At 71.4% G+C, this 19,942-nt stretch carries 19 protein-coding genes; 11 read left to right on the top strand and 8 right to left on the bottom strand.

Translation table 11 applies throughout. The features are described from left to right. The first annotated feature begins 2 nt into the window (after positions 1-2). Positions 3-914 carry a LysR family transcriptional regulator gene (locus ACFWZ2_RS14970; RefSeq protein ID WP_384545563.1) on the top strand — a complete coding sequence of 304 codons (912 nt, stop codon included), beginning with the start codon at positions 3-5 and terminating at the stop codon, positions 912-914. 24 nt (positions 915-938) lie between these two features. On the opposite strand, the gene ACFWZ2_RS14975 is transcribed toward ACFWZ2_RS14970, so the two are convergent. The 3 genes from ACFWZ2_RS14975 to ACFWZ2_RS14985 all read right to left on the bottom strand — a co-directional run bounded on the left by ACFWZ2_RS14975 (position 939) and on the right by ACFWZ2_RS14985 (position 3,433). After that, positions 939-1,472, bottom strand: coding sequence for a GNAT family N-acetyltransferase (locus ACFWZ2_RS14975; RefSeq protein WP_384545564.1), 534 nt, complete (start codon positions 1,470-1,472; stop codon positions 939-941). Between the two features lie 74 nt (positions 1,473-1,546). Beyond that, positions 1,547-2,464, bottom strand: coding sequence for a GNAT family N-acetyltransferase (locus tag ACFWZ2_RS14980; protein ID WP_384545566.1), 918 nt, complete (start codon positions 2,462-2,464; stop codon positions 1,547-1,549). Positions 2,465-2,629: 165 nt separating this feature from the next. Further along, positions 2,630-3,433 (bottom strand): DeoR/GlpR family DNA-binding transcription regulator, encoded by an 804-nt coding sequence (locus ACFWZ2_RS14985; RefSeq protein WP_384545568.1) that lies wholly within the window; start codon positions 3,431-3,433, stop codon positions 2,630-2,632. Positions 3,434-3,728: 295 nt separating this feature from the next. On the opposite strand from ACFWZ2_RS14985, the gene ACFWZ2_RS14990 reads away from it, so the two are divergent. Beyond that, complete coding sequence (locus ACFWZ2_RS14990; RefSeq protein WP_384545570.1) at positions 3,729-4,676, top strand: SIS domain-containing protein; 948 nt, start codon at positions 3,729-3,731, stop codon at positions 4,674-4,676. 48 nt (positions 4,677-4,724) lie between these two features. Then, the gene (locus ACFWZ2_RS14995) at positions 4,725-5,561 is read left to right on the top strand and encodes a ketose-bisphosphate aldolase (RefSeq protein WP_384545572.1); all 837 of its coding nucleotides are present in this window, start codon (positions 4,725-4,727) and stop codon (positions 5,559-5,561) included. Positions 5,562-5,609: 48 nt separating this feature from the next. Here ACFWZ2_RS14995 and ACFWZ2_RS15000 read toward each other — a convergent pair whose 3' ends face one another. The 3 genes from ACFWZ2_RS15000 to ACFWZ2_RS15010 all read right to left on the bottom strand — a co-directional run bounded on the left by ACFWZ2_RS15000 (position 5,610) and on the right by ACFWZ2_RS15010 (position 8,916). Beyond that, positions 5,610-6,491 carry a carbohydrate ABC transporter permease gene (locus ACFWZ2_RS15000; RefSeq protein ID WP_384545574.1) on the bottom strand — a complete coding sequence of 294 codons (882 nt, stop codon included), beginning with the start codon at positions 6,489-6,491 and terminating at the stop codon, positions 5,610-5,612. Next, positions 6,488-7,450 (bottom strand): carbohydrate ABC transporter permease, encoded by a 963-nt coding sequence (locus ACFWZ2_RS15005; RefSeq protein WP_384545576.1) that lies wholly within the window; start codon positions 7,448-7,450, stop codon positions 6,488-6,490. The genes ACFWZ2_RS15000 and ACFWZ2_RS15005 overlap by 4 nt, the downstream gene beginning before the upstream one ends. Positions 7,451-7,614: 164 nt before the next feature. Continuing rightward, the gene (locus ACFWZ2_RS15010) at positions 7,615-8,916 is read right to left on the bottom strand and encodes an ABC transporter substrate-binding protein (protein ID WP_384545578.1); all 1,302 of its coding nucleotides are present in this window, start codon (positions 8,914-8,916) and stop codon (positions 7,615-7,617) included. A gap of 418 nt (positions 8,917-9,334) precedes the next feature. Here ACFWZ2_RS15010 and ACFWZ2_RS15015 point away from each other — a divergent pair, with 418 nt between their 5' ends. Continuing rightward, positions 9,335-10,375 (top strand): LacI family DNA-binding transcriptional regulator, encoded by a 1,041-nt coding sequence (locus ACFWZ2_RS15015; RefSeq protein WP_384545580.1) that lies wholly within the window; start codon positions 9,335-9,337, stop codon positions 10,373-10,375. Between the two features lie 40 nt (positions 10,376-10,415). On the opposite strand, the gene ACFWZ2_RS15020 is transcribed toward ACFWZ2_RS15015, so the two are convergent. After that, complete coding sequence (locus ACFWZ2_RS15020; protein ID WP_384545582.1) at positions 10,416-11,072, bottom strand: TetR/AcrR family transcriptional regulator; 657 nt, start codon at positions 11,070-11,072, stop codon at positions 10,416-10,418. A gap of 65 nt (positions 11,073-11,137) precedes the next feature. Here ACFWZ2_RS15020 and ACFWZ2_RS15025 point away from each other — a divergent pair, with 65 nt between their 5' ends. Beyond that, a complete protein-coding gene (locus tag ACFWZ2_RS15025) occupies positions 11,138-12,760 on the top strand; it encodes a serine hydrolase domain-containing protein (RefSeq protein WP_384545584.1) in 1,623 nt (540 codons plus the stop codon). Between the two features lie 48 nt (positions 12,761-12,808). Here ACFWZ2_RS15025 and ACFWZ2_RS15030 read toward each other — a convergent pair whose 3' ends face one another. Next, positions 12,809-13,228: an ATP-binding protein gene (locus tag ACFWZ2_RS15030; RefSeq protein ID WP_384545585.1), complete on the bottom strand. Its 420-nt coding sequence runs from the start codon at positions 13,226-13,228 to the stop codon at positions 12,809-12,811. Positions 13,229-13,413: 185 nt separating this feature from the next. Between ACFWZ2_RS15030 and ACFWZ2_RS15035 the strand changes: the two genes are divergently transcribed. From ACFWZ2_RS15035 to ACFWZ2_RS15060, 6 genes are all read left to right on the top strand, one after another. Then, positions 13,414-14,589 carry an alpha-hydroxy-acid oxidizing protein gene (locus tag ACFWZ2_RS15035; RefSeq protein ID WP_384545587.1) on the top strand — a complete coding sequence of 392 codons (1,176 nt, stop codon included), beginning with the start codon at positions 13,414-13,416 and terminating at the stop codon, positions 14,587-14,589. 119 nt (positions 14,590-14,708) lie between these two features. Continuing rightward, positions 14,709-16,229, top strand: coding sequence for an MFS transporter (locus ACFWZ2_RS15040; protein ID WP_384545589.1), 1,521 nt, complete (start codon positions 14,709-14,711; stop codon positions 16,227-16,229). 156 nt (positions 16,230-16,385) lie between these two features. Beyond that, on the top strand, positions 16,386-17,699 hold the full coding sequence (locus tag ACFWZ2_RS15045) for a ricin-type beta-trefoil lectin domain protein (protein WP_384545590.1): 1,314 nt from the start codon (positions 16,386-16,388) through the stop codon (positions 17,697-17,699). Positions 17,700-17,798: 99 nt separating this feature from the next. Continuing rightward, complete coding sequence (locus ACFWZ2_RS15050; protein ID WP_384545592.1) at positions 17,799-18,602, top strand: hypothetical protein; 804 nt, start codon at positions 17,799-17,801, stop codon at positions 18,600-18,602. An 88-nt stretch (positions 18,603-18,690) separates the two neighbouring features. Beyond that, positions 18,691-19,173 (top strand): Lrp/AsnC family transcriptional regulator, encoded by a 483-nt coding sequence (locus tag ACFWZ2_RS15055; protein WP_384545593.1) that lies wholly within the window; start codon positions 18,691-18,693, stop codon positions 19,171-19,173. 26 nt (positions 19,174-19,199) lie between these two features. Continuing rightward, positions 19,200-19,883: an HAD family hydrolase gene (locus ACFWZ2_RS15060; protein WP_384545594.1), complete on the top strand. Its 684-nt coding sequence runs from the start codon at positions 19,200-19,202 to the stop codon at positions 19,881-19,883. Positions 19,884-19,942: the final 59 nt, after the last annotated feature.

The following is a 19,942-nucleotide window of genomic DNA, read 5'->3' on the forward strand; positions in this document are numbered from 1 at the left end:
ACATGGACATCGGTTTGCAGCACTTGAGATGCTTTCTCACCCTGGCCGAGGAAGAGCACTTCACCTGGGCCGCCGACCGTCTCGGCATCTCGCAGCCCACGCTCAGCCGGCACATCCAGCGGCTGGAGGGCGTGCTGGGCCAGCCGCTGCTGGACCGCAGCACCCGCCACCCCCGCCTCACCGCGGAGGGGCACCGACTGCAGGCCGATCTCCAAGTGCTGCTGCCCAAGCTGGAAATGGCGCTCCAGCCCACCGAGCCGCAGCCTTCGCTGCGGCTCGGTTACGCGTGGGGCTTCCCTCTCCAGCGTGGCCGTCAGGCGCAGGCCACGCTGGAGGAGCAGCACCACGTCCTCGTACAGATCATGCGCAGGGACGACCGCACCGCCGGGCTGCAGGACGGCTCCGTCGACGCGGCGCTGCTCTGGGGGACCGTCCGCGATCCGCGGCTCGTGGCCCTGGAGGTCCTGCGGGAGCCGCGGATCGCGGCGATCGCGCGGAGCTCCACCCTGGCCGGGCGCGAGCGTGTGACCTGGCGCGATCTCGGGCGGCGCTGTCTCGTCGTCAACACCGTCAGCTGCACGCTCACCCCGCAGGACTGGCCGGCCGACGCGACCCCCGAGATCGGCGCGGAAACCTCCAACATCGAGGAGTATCTGCACGCCGTCGCGGCCCGGCGCGGGGTGGGTGTCCTGCCGGTGTCGGTGGCCGCGCAGCATCCGGACCCGGACATCCTGTACGTGCCGCTCACGGGCGCCCCGCCCGCGGTCCTCACCTACGCCTTCCCCCGCTCCAACCCGCACCCGTGTGCCGCGACGTTCGGCCGCGCCCTGCGGCAGGGCGGCGCCGGTGAACGGTCCGCCCTCCGGCAGGGCGCGCAGCGGGGTCCGAAGCCGAGGGCGGCGGCGGAGGCGTAAGGAGAGCCGGGGGCCCCGGCCGGTTCAGGCCTGGTATTCGGTGAGGTCGATGCTGTGTACGTGCAGCGGGTGGCCGGAGACCGGGTGCACCGTCTCGCGTTCCGGCACCATGCCGAGTTTGCGAATGACGTTCGCGGAGGCCTCGTTGCCCACCCGGTCGATGCTGATCACACGGTCGAGGCCGCGGTCCTGGAGGGCGAACTCCAGCGTGGCCTGGGCGGCTTCGGAGGCGTATCCCTGGCCCCAGAACTGTGCGCCGAGCCGCCAGCTGATCGCCACGGCGGGCAGCACCTCCGGCAGGAACTCGGGCACGGAGAGACCGGTGAATCCGGCCAGCTCGCCCGAGGCGAGGAGTTCGACGGCGAAGAGCCCGAAGCCCTCGTCGTCCCACTCCTCCTCCCACCGCTCGATGGCCTCCGCGGTCCTGTCCAGGTCGTGCACCGGGCCTTCGTCGGCCCAGCGCATGACCCTCGGGTCCGCGTTGATGTCCGCCATGGGTGCGAGGTCGTCGTCGTGCCAGCGGCGCAGGAGGAGGCGGGGGGTGCGGATCTCGGTCATGCCCTCATCCTGCCGAAGGCGGCGGCCGGACCGGTAATCGGGCCCCGTCGCGCCGTACCGCGCCGGGGCCCGGTTCAGACCGGGCGGACCAGTTCCCAGGTGTCGACCGCGTAGTCGAGGCTCATCCCGTGCCGCTCGTACAGGCCGAGCGCCCCGCTGCTGTTGTCGGTGTCCACGCCGAGGCCGATCCTGTCGCGGCCCAGCGCCGCGTAGTGCCCGAAGGCGTGGTGCAGCAGGTGGCCGCCGAGGCCGCGGCGGCGGGCCTTGCGCAGCACGGCGACGGTGCTGATCCAGGCCATCGATGCGCGGTCATTGTGGGTGCGCAGGACCGCCGCGTCGCCGAGGCCCTCGACGTACGCGACCCAGATCAGCGACCAGTCGACGGCCGCGGCGCCGATGTCGTCGACCCACTGCTCGTACGTACGGGGCTGGAAGTCGAAGTGGTCGGTCATGGCTTCCTGGAGCAGCGCGTGGGCGATGCGGCGGTCCTCTTCCGCGAGGCAGGGGCGCAGGGTGACGCCGGGCGGGGGCTGCGGCGGCGGGTCGGCGGTGGCGGAGAGGGCGCGGGCCAGGACGTGGTAGCGGCGCACCTGGCGCCAGCCGCGCTCGCGCAGTGCGTCCAGGTCGAGGGTGGGGGTGGTGTTGAGGTGCAGGTGGAGCACGGCGCGCGTCGCACCGTTGGCCGCGGCGCGCTCTGCCGCCCGGGCCTCCAGGAGGTCGAACAGGTGCAGGGCGCCCGGGAGTTGGCCGGGCAGGACGTAGTGGTCGGCGTCGATGCGCTCGCCGCCGGACTCGTCCCACAGCAGGGCGTACCCGACGAGCCGTTCGCCGTCGAAGAGCAGCCAGGAGTCGCGCTCCAGGTCGACCTCGTGATGCTTCAAGTCCGTCTGGATCTCGGCGAGTTCGGTGCCGGCGCGGCCGATCTCCAGCAGGTCGACCTCGTTGAGCAGGGCGCAGATCGCCGCGGCGTCACCGATGGTCGCCGGGCGCACGGTCCGGCCCCGCGGCAGCAGGCTGCACCCAACTACGGGGCTTCCGAAGGGAGTTGACGTCGCTGGGCCACGGTCCGGGAGCGGGGTCATGGCCCCACTGTCCGCTGCCGCACGCCCGGCCCGCAACGGACTTTTCCCGGGCCCGGGCGGGGGCGGCCGGTGCGGTCAGACCGCGATCACCTTGACCCCCGCGTCGGCCAGCTCGGCCGAGGTCTCCGCGGAGATGTTGACGTCGGTCACCAGGATGTCGACGCGGTCGAGGCCGCAGATCCTGGCGAAGGCGCGCCTGCCCAGCTTGCTGGAGTCCGTCGCCACGATGACGCGGTTCGCCCGCTCGGCGAGGCGCCTGCTGACCCCGGCCTCGTCCTCGTGGTGCGCCATGACGCCGAGCTGCGCGTCCACGCCGTCCACGCCGAGGACCGCGGCATCGAGCACGACTTCATTGAGGACGCCGCTGGTCAGCGGGCCGACCAGTTCGTACGTCGTCGGGCGCGCCACGCCTCCGGTGGACACGGTCTTGATCTGCGGGCGGACCGCGAGCTCGGCCGCGATGTTCAGGGCATTGGTGACGACGGTGAGCGTGGGCGCGGCGGCGGCCGCCTCGCCGTCCTCGCGGGGGCCGCCGCCGAAGCGCAGCGCGAGGACCCGGGCGACCTCGGTCGTCGTCGTACCGCCGTTGAGGCCCACGACCTCACGGTCCCCGACGAGGTCGGCGACGGCGGCGGCGATGCGCTGCTTCTCGGGGGCGCGCCGGGACGACTTGTAGCGCAAGGGGAGTTCGTAGGAGACGCCGTGGGCGATCGCGCCGCCGCGCGTGCGGACCAGCATCTGCTGTTCGGCCAGTTCGTCGAGGTCCCTGCGGATGGTGGCGCTGGAGACCTCCAGGGTGCCCGCGGCCTCCTCCACGTCGATGCGCCCCTCGGCCGCAAGCAGTTCGAGCAGCGCGCTCCAGCGCTCGCGTTTGGACATCGTCGGGCTCTCCTCGTCTCGGGCCGCGCCCCTCCGGACCGGCCACTCACCGATCGTAGTCGGCCACCACCAGGGGCTTTGCCTCCCGCGGGGCCGCTCCCGTGACTCCCTTTCGGTGCGGTGCACGCGCAGCGAATGCATCGCGACTGCACGGTGAATGCGTGATTCTGCAATATTGATCGCGGTTACAAGCACATCTTGACATCCAGAGTGTCGGTACGACAGCGTTCTCAGCGCATGAAGCGCGCGCAGCGCACGAGACGCCCCACCCGCCCCCGCACCGAGGAGCTCCGCCATGCCCGCCCCTGACGCCTGCCGTACGACGCTGGAGATCGACTCCCAACCGGACACCTGGCGCAGGGCCGCCGCATCCGTCGGCGGGTTCGCCGCCGCGCTGCCCCGGCGCGGCGAGCGCGTCGCCGTCGTCGGCTGCGGCACCTCCTGGTTCATGGCCCTCGCCTACGCCCAGCTCCGCGAGAGCGGCGGGCACGGCGAGACGGACGCGTTCGCCGCCTCCGAGTTCCCCGCCGGGCGTACGTACGACCGGGTCCTCGCGATCACCCGGTCAGGGACGACGACGGAGGTGCTCGACCTGCTCGCCGCGGTGAAGGGCACCGTGCCGACCTCCGCGATCACCGCGGACCCGGCCACCGCGGTGATGGACCTCGCCGACGCGGTCGCCGTCCTGGACTTCGCCGACGAGGATTCGGTGGTCCAGACGCGCTTCGCGACCACCGTCCTCGCCCTGCTGCGCGCCCATCTGGAGGCGGAGGGCGCCCTGCCGGACGGGGTCCTTCCGATGGCCAGGGCCATCGAGGACGCCGAGCGCGCGATCGCCGCTCAGCCGGCCCCCGAGGTGTGCGCCGCCGAGCAGTTCACCTTCCTCGGCACCGGCTGGACCTACGGCCTCGCCCTGGAGGCCGGGCTCAAGATGCGCGAGGCGGCGGGCGCCTGGACCGAGTCGTACCCGGCGATGGAGTACCGGCACGGGCCCATCAGCATCACCGGGCCCGGCCGGGTCGCGTGGCTGTTCGGCGCCGCGCCGCAGGGCCTCGCCGACGATGTCGCCCGGGTCGGCGGCACGTTCGTCGCCGGTTCCGGGGACGCGGCAGGGCTCGACCCGCTGGCCGACCTGATCCTCGCCCAGCGCCTCGCGGTGGTGATCGCGCAGGGCCGCGGCTACGACCCGGACCGCCCGCGCAACCTCACCCGGTCCGTGATCCTCGACCACGGCCAGGGCTGACGGGCACCCCGTTCCACCAGGTCACCCACCACTCCCTGGAGAGCAGCCATGCCCCTGTCCCCCACCGGCGACATCACCGGCGCCGCCCGCGCGCGGCGGTCCGGCGTCGGCGCCTTCAACGTCGTACAGATCGAGCACGCCGAAGCGATCGTCGCGGGCGCGGACCGCGCGGGACTGCCGGTCGTCCTCCAGATCAGCGAGAACACCGCGCGCTATCACGGGGGGCTCGCGCCCGTCGGGCTCGCGTCGCTCGCGCTCGCCCGGGCGGCGCGCGTGCCCGTGGCGGTCCACCTCGATCACGCCGAGGAGGCGGACCTCGTCCACGAGGCGGTCGAACTCGGCTTCACCTCCGTGATGTTCGACGCCTCGAAGCTGCCGTACGAGGAGAACGTGGCCGCCACCCGGGCCGTCACGGAGTACTGCCACCGGGCGGGCGTCTGGGTCGAGGCCGAACTCGGCGAGGTCGGCGGCAAGGACGGGGCGCACGCCCCGGGGGTGCGCACGGACCCGGCCGAGGCGCGCGCGTTCACCGCGGCCACCGGGGTGGACGCGCTGGCCGTCGCCGTGGGCAGTTCGCACGCCATGCTCACCCGGGACGCCGTCCTCGACTTCGCGCTCATCGAGCGCCTGCGGGCGGCGGTCGACGTCCCGCTCGTACTGCACGGCTCGTCGGGCGTGGGCGACACCGACCTGGCGAAGGCGGTCGCGGCCGGGATGACGAAGGTGAACATATCCACCCATCTGAACAAGCTCTTCACGCGGACGGTGCGCGAGCAGCTCGCGGCGGCGCCGGAGGTCGCGGACCCGCGCAAGTACCTGGGTCCCGCGCGTGCCGCGGTCGAGGCCGAGGTGGCGCGCCTCATCGGTGTGCTGCACCGCGACTGAGACCGGTGGCCCCGTGGGGCGCCGGTCTCAACAACCGCCTTTCGCGCCCTACTTGACCGCTCCCGCGGTCATCCCCGCCCGCCAGAAGCGCTGCAGCGCGACGAAGGCGATGATCAGGGGGATCACGGAGACCAGCGAGCCGATGACGACGAGCGGCGCGGGCACGGCGACGCCGTGGCTGGCGTTCCAGCCGACGAGTCCTACGGTCACCGGCTGCAGCTCGTCGTCGCCGAGCACCATGGCGGGCAGCAGGTAGTTGTTCCAGATGTCGACGAACTGGAAGAGGAAGATCGTCACGAGCGCGGGCAGCATCATCGGCACCGCGATGGTCCGGAAGATCCTGAACTCCCCCGCCCCGTCGAGCCGTCCGGCCTCGATCACCTCGTCGGGCACCGACTGGGCCGCGAAGATCCTCGCCAGATAGACGCCGAACGGGCTGACGATGCTCGGGAGCAGCACGGCCAGCGGATTGTTGATCAGTCCGACGCCGGAGAACATCAGGTACAGCGGGAGCGTGAAGAGGATCTTCGGTACGAGTACGGCCGCGAGCACCGCGCCGAACAGGGCGCCCTTGCCCCGGAATTCGTACTTCGCGAGCAGATAGCCCGCCATCGCGGAGAGCAGGGTGCCCGCGAGCGCGCCGACTCCGCAGTAGAGCACGCTGTTGAGCATCCAGCGCCAGAAGATGCCGTCGTTCTGGGCGGTCAGCCTGCTGAGGTTGTCGAAGAGCCCGAACCCGTCGAACCAGAGGCCGTTGCCGCTGAACTGCCGCCCGAACGGCTTGGTGACGGACACCAGGAGCCACCACAGCGGGAACAGGAAGTAGACGGTGGAGATCAGCAGGAGGGACAGGACGACGACGCGGCTCGCGGCGGTCGTCTCGCGCTTCGCCCCGGCCGTGGAGTTCGCTCGCGTCACGGCGGCACTCATGCGTTCTCACTCCGGTTGATCAGCTTGAAGAAGACGAAGGACAGCGCGCCGACGGCGAGCGCGAGGATCACCGACTGGGCCGCGGCGTAGTGGTAGTTGCCCGCGGCGACCGCGGCCTGGGCGGACATGATCGGCGTGAACGTCGAGGAGATGGAGCCGCTGGAGATGGGCTGGAGCACCGAGGGCTCGTTGAACAGCTGGGCGGAGCCGATGATGGAGAACACCGTCGTGAGCACCAACGAGCTGCGCACGGCCGGGATCTTGATGCTCCACGCGATCCGCAGGGCGGACGCGCCGTCCATCCGGGCGGCCTCCAGGACCTCACCGGGGATCGTCTGCAGCGCACTGTAGATAATGATCATGTTGTAGCCGGTCCAGCTCCACGTGACGATGTTCGCCACGGACCACAGGACCGAGCCGCTGGAGAAGAACGGGATCTGGATGCCCAGCGGTTCGAGCAGATGGTTGATGGGGCTGGAGTCGGCGGAGTACATGAACGACCACACCAGCGCCGCGCTGACGCCGGGGATCGCATAGGGCAGGAAGGCGCCGAGGCGGAAAAGTCCTTTGCCGCGCGCGGACTTGGCGTCGATGAGGAGCGCGAGCCCCAGGGCGGCGCCCAGCATCAGGGGCACCTGCACGACGGCGAAGAGCCCGACCCGGCCGAGCGCGGCGAGGAAGTCGTGGTCGCCGAAGGCCTGCGCGAAGTTGTGCAGCGGGTCGAACTCCTTGGTCGGCGCGGTGAGTCCGAGCCCGGAGCGCTTGACGACGTAGAGGCTGCTCACCGTCGCGTACACGATGGGCGCGATGTACATCGCCGCGAACAGGACCACGAACGGCCCGCCGAACAGCAGCAGGGTGCGCTTGCTGACCGCGCTCTGCCGCCGTCCGCGCCGCGCCGGCCTGGGGTGCTGACTCGGTGGCGCGGCGGGCTCCGCCGCGCTGAGTGTTGTCGTCACGAGCTCACTTCCGGTTCGACGCCGGGCGGACGGGCGGGGGGTGTGCGCCCCAAGCGGCCTTGCGCAAGTCCGGTACGGTTCGGGTGCGCCCCGAAGGGGCGCGGGGAACTGCGCGACCAGCCACGACGCACCCGCAGATGTGAACCGCACTTCCAGCGGAGCGCTTAGTCCGCCACCGCGAGGCCCTGGTTCTTGAGTTCACGCACCGTCTTGTCCTGGGTGCCGCGCAGCGCGTCGCCGATGGTTCCCTTGCCCGCCCAGGCCTTGCTCAGCGCGTCGTCCAGATCCGCTGAGGTCTTGGTCATGACGGGGCCCCAGGTCCAGTCGGAGCTGACCTTCGGTGCCGCGGCCGCGAAGACGTCGTAGATCTTCTGGCCGCCGAAGTACGGGTCCTTGGCCTTGAGTTGGGGCAGGTCGAGCAGGGCGGGGGCGGCCGGGTAGAGCGACGCCTTGCTGACCAGGTCGCCATAGGCCTTGCGGTCGGTGCTCAGCCAGTGGGCGAAGGTCCAGGCGGCCTCGGTGGAATCGCAGCCCTTGAGTACGGCGGTGGCGGAGCCGCCCGCGTTGCCGACGGGGGTGTCGCCCGCCGACCACTGCGGCATGGGCGCCACGGCCCAGTCGCCCGAGCCGTCCTTCGCCCCGCCCTTGATCACTCCGGCCTGCCAGACGGCGCCCACGACGGTGGCGATGTTACCGCTGCCAAGACCGCTGTACCACGCCTGGTCGTACATCGGCGCCTTGCTGATCAGGCCGTCGTCGGCCAGGCCCTGCCAGTAGTCGGCGACCTTCTTGTTGGCGGCGGACGCGAGGTCGACCCGCCAGGCGTCGCCCTTGATGCCGAACCAGCTGGCACCGGCCTGCCAGGACAGGCCCGCGTAGTCGTAGTTCAGGTAGGGCGACGAGATGTAGCGCTTGGAGTCGGAGGCGTGGATCTTCTTCGCCTGCTGCGCGTATTCGTCCCAGGTCTTCGGGGGCTTGAGGCCCAGTTCGTCGTAGACCTTCTTGTTGTAGAAGAGCGCCATCGGCCCGGTGTCGACGGGCGCCCCGTAGACGGCGCCGCCCAGCGAGACCGAGCTCCATGCGGCCTTCTGGAAGTCGCCCTTGTCACCTTCCGCATACTTGGCGACGTCTTCGAGCGCCCCTTGCGCGGCGAAGCTCGGCAGCGTCTCGTAGCCGACCTGGGCCAGGCACGGCGCGTTGTCGGCCTGCACGGCGTTGAGCATCTTCTGGTAGCCGCCCTTGGCGCCGGGCTGCACTTCCTGGTACTCGACCTTGATGTCGGGGTGCGACTGGTTGAACGCCTTGACCGCGTCCGCGTACCCCGGTGACCAGCCCCAGAACTTCATGGTGGCGGATCCGCCGCCGCCCCCTTCGGAGTCCGAGTCGGACGACGCGCATCCGCCGAGCACCAACGTCAGCGCGAGCGCTCCGACGACTCCCGCCGTACGCAGACGAGTCTTCTGCACGGCCCCTCCTTGTGTACGTGGGCAGGGATCAGACCCGGACACGAAGGGCGGGGCCTGCTGTGGGACCGGTGCGCGGTGAGCCGCGTGGGGCGTCGCCCGCCGCACCGATGGCCGGAACTATGGCAGAGAATGTTATCGATGCCAATACCTCTCTCGAATGCCTCGTCCGGCCCGCCGAGACGGGGATGAGGCCGGTATCATCCGGCGGGAAGACTGGGTGGCAGGGCCGCGGGGCGGGTCCGCCTGCGGGATGGGTCGGCCTACGGGACGGGGCTGCCTGCGGGGCGGCGCGTCCGCCGGATCGGCTTGCGGGGCGGCACGTCCGGCAGGTCGGCTTGCGGGGCTGCGCGTCCTGCAGGTCGGCGCGGGCGATCCGGCCAGGCGGGCGATCCACGGAGAAAGGTCCGAGAGAGGGCGCATGCAGACAGCGAACGGTGACGAAGGCGGCGGACGCCTGCCCGGCATGGCCGATGTGGCCCGGGTCGCGGGAGTCTCCGCACAGACGGTCTCGCGCGTCCTCTCCGACCATCCGAACGTCCGCGAGGAGACCCGGGCCAAGGTGCTCGCCGCCGTGGACCGGCTCGGCTACCGGAAGAACAGCGCGGCCAGGATCCTGTCGTCGGGCCGCAGCAGGACGATCGGCGTGGTCACGCTGCAGACGACGTTCTACTCCCGGCTGACCTTCACCTTCGGTGTGGAGAGCGCCGCGTACGAGGCGGGCTACTCGGTCTCCACCGCGTCGACCGCCTCACTCGACACCTCCGCGGTCGAGGCGGCCCTGTCCCGGCTCGCGGACCAGCGCGTCGAGGGGATCATCCTCGCCATTCCGCTCATCCATGTGAGCCCCCGCATCGAGCAGTTGACGGGTTCCCTGCCCACGGTGACCGTCGACGGTTCGCGCACGGCGGCCTCCGAGGTCGTCGCGGTGGACCAGGTGCGGGCCGCCGAGCTGGCGACCCGCCATCTGCTCGACCTCGGCCACCGGACAGTCTGGCACGTGTCGGGGCCCGGCGAGTGGCTCGACGCGGCGAGCCGGCTGCAGGGCTGGCGGCAGACCCTGGAGTCCGAGGGGCGCATGGTCCCGCCGGTGCTCGAAGGCGACTGGTCCCCCTCGTCCGGCTACCGCAACGGCCTGCTGCTCGGCCGCATCCCGGAGGTCACCGCGGTATTCGCCGCGAGCGACGAGATGGCGTTCGGCGTGATCCGCGCCCTGCACGAACTGGGCCGCCGCGTGCCGCAGGACATCTCCGTGGTGGGCGTCGACAACATCGAACTCGCCGAGTACTGCTCGCCGTCGCTGACGACCGTGGCCCAGCCGTTCACCGAGATGGGCGCGCTGGCGTTCGGTCATCTGCTGCGCCTCATCGAGCATCCGGACGCGGAGCCCGAACCGGCGTCCGTACAGCCGGAGTTGATCGTACGGACCAGCACCAGCACGGCTCCGGACGCGATGCCCTAGCTCACGCCGAGCGGCACGGCCGCGCAGGCCGCCGCCACCCCTACCCGCCCGCGGGGCGCTCACCCGGCCTCCGGTGGCGCAGTTCGCAGGGTCCGGTGAACACCCCGGCCAGATGGTCGCCGAGCGCGGCGAGCGCGGCGTCGGGCGTCAGGCCTGCCGGGTCGGCGTAGAGGTGGGACGTCAACCCCTCGGCGTACGCGGCGATACGGGCCGCCGCGACGTGCTCGTCGACCTCGGGGGCGACTTCGCCGCACTCCTTGGCGTTGATGAGTGCCTGGGCGATCAGGGCGCGGGTGCGGTTGAGCGCGGCGACCTTCAGCTCGCCGAGGCGCGGGTCGTCGGCCGCGCGTCCCGTGAAGGCGAGGGCGATGCGCCACTCCCGTCTGCGGTCGGCGTCCAGCGGCATGCTCTCGGCGAGGGCGTCGAGGACGATGTGCTCGATCCGGGTGCCGACGGCCTCGGCGCGGCCGACGAGAGCGGTCACCCGCTGCTCGAACCGCTCCAGCGTGTGCCCGTAGGCGAACAGGAGCATCTCGTCCTTGCTGCGGAAGTAGTGCTGGACGAGACCCACCGAAATCCCGGCCTCCGCCGCGGTCTTGGCGACCGTCACGGCGTTCAGGCCGTCGGCGGTGATGATCCGTTCCACCGCGGCGGCTACTTGCTGACGGCGCTCTTGGTGATCGGAAACACGAGGCATGGCTTAACCATACAGGCGTACGGTAACGTCAAAACCGTACGAGCATATGGTTATGAGGAGGCGTCATGGACAGAAGACGGCATGCGTGGGCCCGGCGGCTTGGCGCGGCGTGGTTAGCGGCGGCGGCCGCGGTGGGGACGGCGACTCCCGGCGCATGGGCATCGACATCAGCGTCTACGTCTACGCCCACGTCGACACCGGCATCGAAAGACGCGTCCGAAGGGCCGACTCCCGCACAGCTCAAGCGCATTGACGCCTACGCCGAGGAACAGCGCGACCGTCTGCGCGTGCCGGGCATGGCTCTCGCGGTCGTCAGGGACGATGAGGTCGTGCACCGGCGGACCTGGGGGAAGGACGGCGACGGGAAACCGATCACCCGTCATACCCCGTTCCTGGTGGGCTCGTTGGCCAAGCCGATCACGGCTACCGCGGTGCTGCACCTGGCCGAGGCGGGGACCCTGTCCCTCGACGCGCCGGTGCGCCGCTATCTGCCGTGGTTCCACCCGTCGGGCCCTTCGGCCGGGCGCATCACCCTCCGCAATCTGCTCAACCAGACCAGCGGCCTCTCGGAGCAGGACGGCATCGCGCACGCGGACCGGTTCGACAACGCGCCGGGAGGCGTCGAGCGGACGGCCCGCGCCCTCGCCGACGCCCGCACGAGCGCACCGCCCGGCAAGCGCCACGAGTACAGCAACGCCAACTACATGCTCCTCGGCGCCGTGGTGGAGAAGGTCACCGGGCAGCCGTTCGGCACCTACCTCAAGCGCACGGTCCTGCGCCCGCTGGGCATGGACGGCGCCCTCGTGACCGAGCGCGACGCCGAGCGGCGTCAACTCGCCCCGGGTCACCGCTACTTCTTCGGCCACCCGGAGTCCTTCGACCCGCCGTACGACGCATCGGGGGTGCCCTACGGCTATGTCGGCGCCGACATCGACGACTTGAGCAAGTTCGCCGTCGCCCATCTCGGCGGCGGGGACGCGGCCGCGCGCGCCGTGGTCTCTCCGGCAGGGCTGCGGGAGATGCACAAGGGCACCATTCCGGTGGGCACGTCCCATCGCTACGGCCTGGGCTGGCGCGACGACTCCTTCGAGGGCGAGCGCGTCGTGTGGCACGGCGGCGCGACCCCCGGCTACCACGGCACCGTCGTCCTCGCCCCCGAACGGGGACTCGCGGTCGTCGTCCAGGACAACGCCTACAGTCCGCAGCGCGACGAACTCCTCAACGCCACCGCCCTCGGCGCGATGCACATCCTGCTCGGCGGCCGCCCGCCTGCCGCGTCCACCGACCCGATGCTCGACGCCCTGCTGATCACGGTGACCGCCACGACGGCCGTCCTCGCGCTCGGGCTGCTCTGGTCGCTGTTCCGGCTCTTCCGGCCGTCGCGGAGGCGTGCGCGCGGCAGGCGCAGGATCGTCGTCGGCGGTGTCGTCGCGGTCGTGGGTCTGCTGGCCCTCGCGGCCACGGCCGTCTACATCCTGCCGCGGCAGGTGACGGTGGACCTGTCCGAGATCCTGCTGTTCGTGCCCGATTCGGGGCGGCTCCTCATCGCGGTCGGCGCGCTCGCCACGGCGCTCGCCGCGGTGCGCTGCGCCCTGACCGTGCGGGCGCTGCGGGCCGCGCCGCCCGTCGCGCAGGCGGATTCCGATGCCGTACGGGACCGTACGCGGGAAGCCCCCGCGGGCGTCTGACGCCCCGGCCCCGCGCCCCGTGTTCTCCCCGCGCGGCCCGGGGCCGGCTCACCCCACCAGGACCGCACGCACCGTCTTGCCGCCCCGTGGTGTGCCCACGACCTCCAGGCGGTGGGCGAGTTGGCGCACGATCGCGAGACCCCGGCCACTTTCCCGTACGACGTTCGATCTCCGGATGCGGGGGTGGACGGGGCTCGCGTCACGCACCTCGACGGTCACCCGGTTCCCCGCCACCTCCACGCGCAGGCGGCAGCCGCCCTGCGCGTGCTGGACGGCGTTCGTGACCAGCTCGGACACGATGAGCGTGACGTCGTCCACCCGCTCGGCGGTCACTTCCGCCTTGCGGCGATGGGACCTGGCGAGGAACGCCGAGGTCAACTTCCGCGCCCGGCCTGCGGATGCGGGCTCTGGAGGCAGCGCGTACTCCACACATGCGGTAAGCCGATGGGCGCGCCCGTGCGCACGCATGGCAGCTCACTTCCCCTCCCTGGGACAACCGGCGTACGCGCGACCGAAGTCGCCGCCGGGGCCGCGGCATGTCTTGCGCGGCCGTTCCTGTCCCCCGGTGATGCCCGCCTGCGCTGATCGCCAATCGGCGTCGCGGACTACGTGTACATGTACGTGCTCGGCGTTCCCTGGCAGCATGCTGGTCCATGACACAGACGCCCCGTCCGTACAAGGACTACCAGGACGAGATCTACCTCGACGGACTGCGCGGGGTCGTGCCGAAGTACCCCATGACGTACGCCGGGTTGGAGGCCCGCGCGCACGCCGCGCTGCCGCCCTGGGTCGTCTCGTACGTCGCGGGCGGCGCCGGGGACGAGCGGACGCAGGACGCGAACGTCTCCGCGTTCGAGCGCTGGGGCCTCGTGCCGCGGATGTTCGTCGGGGCGTCCGAACGCGACCTGTCCGTCGACCTGTTCGGGCTTGCGCTGCCGTCGCCGCTGTTCATGGCGCCGATCGGCGTCCTCGGCATCTGCGCGCAGGACGGGCACGGCGATCTCGCGACGGCGCGGGCGGCCGCGCGGACCGGGGTTCCGATGATCGCCTCGACGCTGTCCGCCGACCCCATGGAGGAGGTCACGGCCGAGTTCGGTGAGACGCCCGGCTTCTTCCAGCTGTACACGCCGACCGACCGGGAACTCGCCGAGAGCCTGGTGCGGCGCGCGGAGAAGTCCGGGTTCAAGGCGATCGTCGTCACCCTGGACACCTGGGTCACCGGGTGGCGGCCGCGCGATCTGAGCACCGCCAACTTCCCCCAGCTGCGCGGCCACTGCCTGGCCAACTACACCAGCGACCCGGTCTTCCGCGCCCAGCTCGGCGCCGCGCCCGAGCAGGACCCGCAGTCCGCGATCCTGAAGTGGGTGCAGCTCTTCGGCAACCCACTGACCTGGGACGACCTCCCCTGGCTGCGCTCGCTCACCTCGCTGCCGCTGGTCGTGAAGGGCCTGTGCCACCCCGAGGACGTGCGCCGCGCCAGGGACGGCGGGGTGGACGGCGTCTACTGCTCCAACCACGGCGGCCGCCAGGCCAACGGCGGGCTGCCCGCGCTCGACGTACTCCCCGAGGTGGTCGAGGCCGCCGACGGCCTTCCCGTCCTCTTCGACTCGGGCATCCGCAGCGGCACCGACGTCGTCAAGGCCCTCGCGCTCGGCGCGACCGCCGTGGGCGTCGGCCGCCCGTACGCCTACGGGCTCGGCATCGGCGGGGCCGACGGCGTCACGCACGTGCTGCGCTCGCTGCTCGCCGAGGCCGATCTGCTCATGGCCGTCGACGGTTATCCGACCCTCGCGGACCTCACGCCCGACGCCCTGCGGCGCGTGCTGTGACGTACCCCGGCCGCCGCGCCTGACCTGCGCTCCTTCCTGGATCTCGGGCACTCTCGACTAGACACCTCTCCGTTTCATGTGAGACATTTATGTCTCATTCGAAATTGGAGTGTTCCGCCATGACCCCGCAGCGTGATCCTCGGCGCTGGGCCGTCCTCGCGATCCTTTCCGGCAGCCTGCTGCTGATCGCCATGGACACCACGATCCTGAACGTCGCCTTCCCCTCCCTGGTCGCCGATCTGCGGCCCAGCTCCGTGCAGCAGCTGTGGATCATCGACATCTACGCCCTCGTGCTCTCCGGCCTGCTCGTCACCGCGGGTGCCCTCGGTGACCGCTGGGGCCGCAAGCGCCTGCTCCTGATCGGCTTCGGGGTCTTCGCGTTCGCCTCCCTGCTCGCCGTCTTCGCGACCGCCGCCTGGCAGGTCATCGCCGCCCGCGCGCTGCTCGGCGCCGGTGGCGCGGCGATCATGCCCGCCACCCTGTCGATCCTGCGGAAGGTCTTCACCGACGCCCGCGAGCGCGCCTTCGCGTACGCCGTGTGGTCCGCGGTCTTCGGCGGCGGCATGGCGCTCGGCCCGGTCGTCGGCGGCATGCTCGTCCAGCACAGCGGCTGGCATGCCGCGTTCCTGATCAACATCCCGGTCGCGCTGGTGATCATCGCGCTCGGCCTGTGGATCCTGCCCGAGTCCCACCAGCCGCGCGAGGGCCGCTGGGACTGGTGGGGCGTGGGTCAGTCCGTCGTCGGCATGCTCGCCCTCGCGGGCGGCATCAAGCAGCTCGGCAAGGGCGGTCCCGCCGACCCCATGGCCTGGACACTGCTCGTCGTGGCCGCGGTGACGCTCACCGTGTTCGTCCGCCGCCAGCTGCGCCTGGCACACCCGCTGCTGCAGGTCCGCCTGTTCGCGTCGCGGCCGTTCTCCATCGCCGCCGCCTCGATCTTCCTCGGCATGATCGCGCTGGGCTCGGCCCTGTTCCTGATCACGCAGTGGTTCCAGTACGGGCAGGGCTACACGCCCCTGGAGGCGGGCATCCGTCTGCTGCCCGCGCCGCTCGGCCTGGTCATCACCTCGCTGATCACGCCCGCGCTGATGCACCGGCTGCCGATCCGGCACGTCATGGGCGGCGGACTGCTCCTGATGACGGCGGGGCTCGCGCTGCCCTGGCTGCTCCAGCAGTCGGGTCCGCTCGGCTACGGCGAGATCGCCGTGGCGCTCGCCGTGCTCGGCTTCGGTGTCGGCATCGCGACGACCGCCGCCTCCGTGACGCTGATGGCGTCCACCCCGGCGAAGGACGTCAGCGGCGCAGCGGCCGTCGAGGAGACCTGTTACGAACTCGGCGCCGCCATGGGCGTGGCCGTCCTCGGCAGCATCGCCACCGCGCTGTACCGCGTGAACCTGCCGGACCTGGGCCTCGCGGCCGACACCGCGGCGGCCGTGAGCGACTCGGTCGGCGAGGCCGCGCGGGTGGCGTCCGAGCTGACGGGTCCGGCCGGCACCGCCCTGCTGACACGGGCCGCGGACGCGTTCACCTCCGGGATGACGCCGACGTTCCTGATGGCGGCCGCACTGCCGCTGGCGGCCGCGGCACTGACCTGGGCGAAGATCCCGAAGAACCTCCGCCCCACGGAGAACGCGCACTGACGCGCCCACCGGCCGCATCCGGCAAGGGCGTTGTCCATGGACGCCCCAACTGGCAACATCCGCCCCGCACTTCACGCCTATCATCTGTTCGGCCCCGGACGCCCTCGCGGCGGCCCGGGGTCGGCACATGCTCTACAGCGAGAGGACAACGGGGAATTGAGCTCCATACGCAAGCGCGGCGCACGCAAGCGCCGCATCGTGCTGGCCACCGTGGGCGCCGCGGCGGCCGTCGTGGCGGGCGTCCAGCTGTCGCCCGCCGCCTTCGGGACCGGCGGCAAGGACACACCGGCCACGCGCTCGGCCGCCGCTCCCGCCGACCCGGCGGCGGGTCACGCCGACTTCGGTGCCTCCCGTACGGACGGAACGTCCTTCGACGACGGGGTCATGACCCTCAAGCCCGCGCCCGCGGCCGCCTCGCCGAAGCGTGCCGCCGCCGCTGCCCCGCACGGCGTGGGCTGGAACTCGGGCGGCGCGTCCAAGTACCTCGGCACCGGCTACACCATCAAGTTCTACGACAAGAAGGCCGTGGACTGGCTGGCCCCCTATGTGAAGCGGTCGGCCGCGGATCTGCGGCGCGTCACGAGCCTGCCGATCACCGTCGACACGAACCCGGTCGGCTGGGACCACGTCAGACCCAAGGGCGAGATCGTCGTCGGCCTGCTGCACCGCCCCTGCGTACCGCCCGCCGACGGCGGCAACAGCGGCTGGAAGATCGTCCGTGACGGCTCCGGCACCAAGAACCTCAGCTGCGGCCTCTACTCGTCGTCCGTCGCCGACACCGTGACCAGCGGGCACGCCTACATCGACGACGAGTTCTTCACCGCGGACGGCAAGCCCGCGCCCTCCATGGGCGAGACGTACCTGCGCAACCACATCAGCCATGAACTCGGGCACACGATGGGCCTCGCGCACGCCAACCGCAGCGCCACCCGCGGCGACTGCGTCAAGGGCACCGACTCCGGCCAGTTCCCCGTGATGTGCACGCCCACCAACGCGTACCAGGACAAGCGGGCGGGCACCTACGTCCAGCAGTACGACATGCAGGGCCTGCGCCACCTGGCCCGTGGCGGCGGTGCCGCGGTGTCCCCGCAGGGCAAGGTGACCGGCATCGGCGCCAAGTGCCTCGACGTCAAGGGCGGAAAGGCCGCCAACGGCACGCAGATCCAGCTCTACAAGTGCAACGGCGGCGTCGCGCAGTCGTGGATCCTCGGCAAGGACGGCACGTTCCGGGCGCTCGGCAAGTGCCTGGACAACTACCGCAACGCCGGCACCAACGGCAACAAGATCAGCCTCTCCGACTGCAACGGCGAGGCGTCCCAGCGCTGGTCGGTGAATGCCAAGGGCCAGATCGTGCACGTCGCGTCGGGCAAGGTCCTCGATGTCACCGGCGGCTCCACCGCCGACAGCACCAAGGTCCAGCTGTACACGGCGAACACGAACAAGCGGCAGGTCTGGGTGACCCCCAAGTAGCCGCCCGCGCCGCCCCCACACCGTTGCCGGTTAAGATCGCTGAACATTTGGCACAACCGGAGGGCAACGAGAACAGTGCAGGTCAAGGGGAGGGGCATCGTGCTGGCGGCCGTGGGGGCGGCGCTCACGATGGTGCTGGCGGGCTGCGGCGACAGCGGCGGTTCCGGCAGCGACGACAAGGGCCACGACAAGGGCGGCAGCGCACAGGACGAGCAGCGGACCGAAGCCCGCGCCGTCCTGACGGCCGCCGCGAAGAAGAGCGCGGCGCAGTCGTCGTACAAGACGGTCCAGACGGGCCAGGGCGGCACGGACCGGTCCGAGATGCTCTACCAGAAGAAGCCCGCGGCCTCGGTCATCAAGGCCGAGGTGACGAAGTCGTCGGCCAGCCCGGACGGCATCAGCCACATGCTCTCCATGGGCGGCAAGACGTACGTGAAGTCGGACAAGGTCCCCGGCAAGAGCTGGTACAGCATGGACATCGGCGGTGGCGGCACCCCGCGCGCCGCGGGCTATCTCGCGGAGTTCACCGGCGCGCTCGCGGCGACGAAGTCCACGAAGTGGGTCGCCGAGGAGAAGGTCGGGGGCCACCCCGCCGACCACTACCGCGGCAAGGTCGTCCTCGACGACCTCGCCTCCTACAACGGCTCCGCCCTGTCGAAGACGCTGCGCGACATCTACGTCGAGTCCGCCAGGAAGCAGGGCATGTCCTCGGTGGTCATCGACGTCTGGGTCGGCAAGGACGACCTCGTGCTCAAGTCGCGGGAGACCGGGACCGGGAAGAAGGGCCGCGAGGTCATCAACGAGGAGTACTCCCAGTTCGGCTCCGTCCCCGCGATCAAGGCACCGCCCGCCGGGTCCGTGGCCACGTGGGACGAGTTCATCGCCGGCGCGGCACGGCCGTAACCCTCGGCGGCGGGGCCGCTCGCAGGCGCCCGACAGCGACTACAGTCACCTGCGATCAGCCCCGCCCACCTGGGAGAACCTTCCGACCATGGCCGTCGACGAACTGGACACCCGCATCCTGCGGCTGCTCCTCGAACAGCCCCGCACGAGCGTGCGCGAATACGCGCGGCTGCTCGGCATCGCCCGCGGCACCCTGCAGGCCAGGCTCGACCGTCTGGAGCGGGACGGCGTCATCACCGGCACGGGTCCCTCCCTCTCCCCCGCCGCGCTCGGTCACCCGGTGCTCGCCTTCGTGCACATCGAGGTCACCCAGGGCCACCTCGACGAGGTGGGCGACGCGCTGGCGGGCGTGCCCGAGATCATCGAGGCGCACTCGATCACCGGTGGCGGCGATCTGCTGACCCGGGTCGCCGCCCGGGACAACGGCCACCTGGAGGACGTGATCCAGCAGCTGATCCAGCTGCCGGGCGTGGTGCGCACCCGGACCGAGATGGCCCTGCGCGAGCGGGTGCCGCACCGCGTCCTTCCGCTCGTCGAGTCGATCGGCAGGGCCGCGGCCACACGGCCGTGAACTGCGCGTTTGGCATGCTGGATGCCATGAGCACTTCCAGCGGCACCTCGGTCATCTTCGATCTCGACGGCACCCTCGTGGACAGCGAGCCCAACTACTACGAAGCGTCACGGGCCCTGCTCGCCGAGTTCACCGGACGGGAGTACACCTGGGCCGACAACGAGCAGTACGTCGGCATCAGCTCCCACGAGACGCTCGCCGTGTGGAAGAAGGAGTACGGGATCGAGGCCTCGGTCCCGGAACTGCTCGCCGACCTCGACCGCCGCTATCTCGCCCTGGCCCGCGCCGACACCCACGTCTACCCCGAGATGCGCAAGCTCGTGGAGCGCCTGCACGACGCGGGCGTCCCGATGGCCGTGGCGTCCGGCTCCTCGCGCGCGGCCATCGAGGCGATCCTCTCCGGCACGGGCCTCGACGCCCAGCTGACGACCCTCGTCTCCGCCGAAGAAGTCCCGCACGGCAAGCCCGCACCAGACGTCTTCCTCGCCGCGGCCGACCTGCTCGGCGCGGCCCCCGCCGACTGCGTCGTCTTCGAAGACGCGGCCCCGGGCGCGAGGGCGGCCCACGCGGCGGGCATGCGCTGCATCGCCATCCCCTACGTCTCCGCCCACGCCGACGACCCGGCCTTCGCCGCCGCGGAACTCCTGTTCCGCGGCGGCCACGCCGAGTTCACGGCGCAGGCGGCGCTGGACGTACTGACGCGACGCTGAGGGGCCGGGCCCGGTCAGGGGCGCCCCGTCAGGGGCGCGGGGAACTGCGCGCCCAGCCA

The sequence above is a fragment of the Streptomyces sp. NPDC059002 genome, from assembly GCF_042740435.1.
Lineage (GTDB): Bacteria > Actinomycetota > Actinomycetes > Streptomycetales > Streptomycetaceae > Streptomyces.

Excerpts from the sequence above, each read along its gene's own strand:
- ACFWZ2_RS15025 (WP_384545584.1), top strand. The coding sequence starts at position 11,138 with ATGGACAGAAGACGGCATGCGTGGGCCCGGCGGCTTGGCGCGGCGTGG.
- ACFWZ2_RS14975 (WP_384545564.1), bottom strand. The coding sequence starts at position 1,472 with ATGACCGAGATCCGCACCCCCCGCCTCCTCCTGCGCCGCTGGCACGAC.
- ACFWZ2_RS15000 (WP_384545574.1), bottom strand. The coding sequence starts at position 6,491 with ATGAGTGCCGCCGTGACGCGAGCGAACTCCACGGCCGGGGCGAAGCGC.
- ACFWZ2_RS14995 (WP_384545572.1), top strand. The coding sequence starts at position 4,725 with ATGCCCCTGTCCCCCACCGGCGACATCACCGGCGCCGCCCGCGCGCGG.
- ACFWZ2_RS14985 (WP_384545568.1), bottom strand. The coding sequence starts at position 3,433 with ATGTCCAAACGCGAGCGCTGGAGCGCGCTGCTCGAACTGCTTGCGGCC.
- ACFWZ2_RS15055 (WP_384545593.1), top strand. The coding sequence starts at position 18,691 with ATGGCCGTCGACGAACTGGACACCCGCATCCTGCGGCTGCTCCTCGAA.
- ACFWZ2_RS15035 (WP_384545587.1), top strand. The coding sequence starts at position 13,414 with ATGACACAGACGCCCCGTCCGTACAAGGACTACCAGGACGAGATCTAC.
- ACFWZ2_RS15015 (WP_384545580.1), top strand. The coding sequence starts at position 9,335 with ATGCAGACAGCGAACGGTGACGAAGGCGGCGGACGCCTGCCCGGCATG.
- ACFWZ2_RS15060 (WP_384545594.1), top strand. The coding sequence starts at position 19,200 with ATGAGCACTTCCAGCGGCACCTCGGTCATCTTCGATCTCGACGGCACC.
- ACFWZ2_RS14970 (WP_384545563.1), top strand. The coding sequence starts at position 3 with ATGGACATCGGTTTGCAGCACTTGAGATGCTTTCTCACCCTGGCCGAG.
- ACFWZ2_RS15030 (WP_384545585.1), bottom strand. The coding sequence starts at position 13,228 with ATGCGTGCGCACGGGCGCGCCCATCGGCTTACCGCATGTGTGGAGTAC.
- ACFWZ2_RS14990 (WP_384545570.1), top strand. The coding sequence starts at position 3,729 with ATGCCCGCCCCTGACGCCTGCCGTACGACGCTGGAGATCGACTCCCAA.
- ACFWZ2_RS15040 (WP_384545589.1), top strand. The coding sequence starts at position 14,709 with ATGACCCCGCAGCGTGATCCTCGGCGCTGGGCCGTCCTCGCGATCCTT.
- ACFWZ2_RS15020 (WP_384545582.1), bottom strand. The coding sequence starts at position 11,072 with ATGCCTCGTGTTTCCGATCACCAAGAGCGCCGTCAGCAAGTAGCCGCC.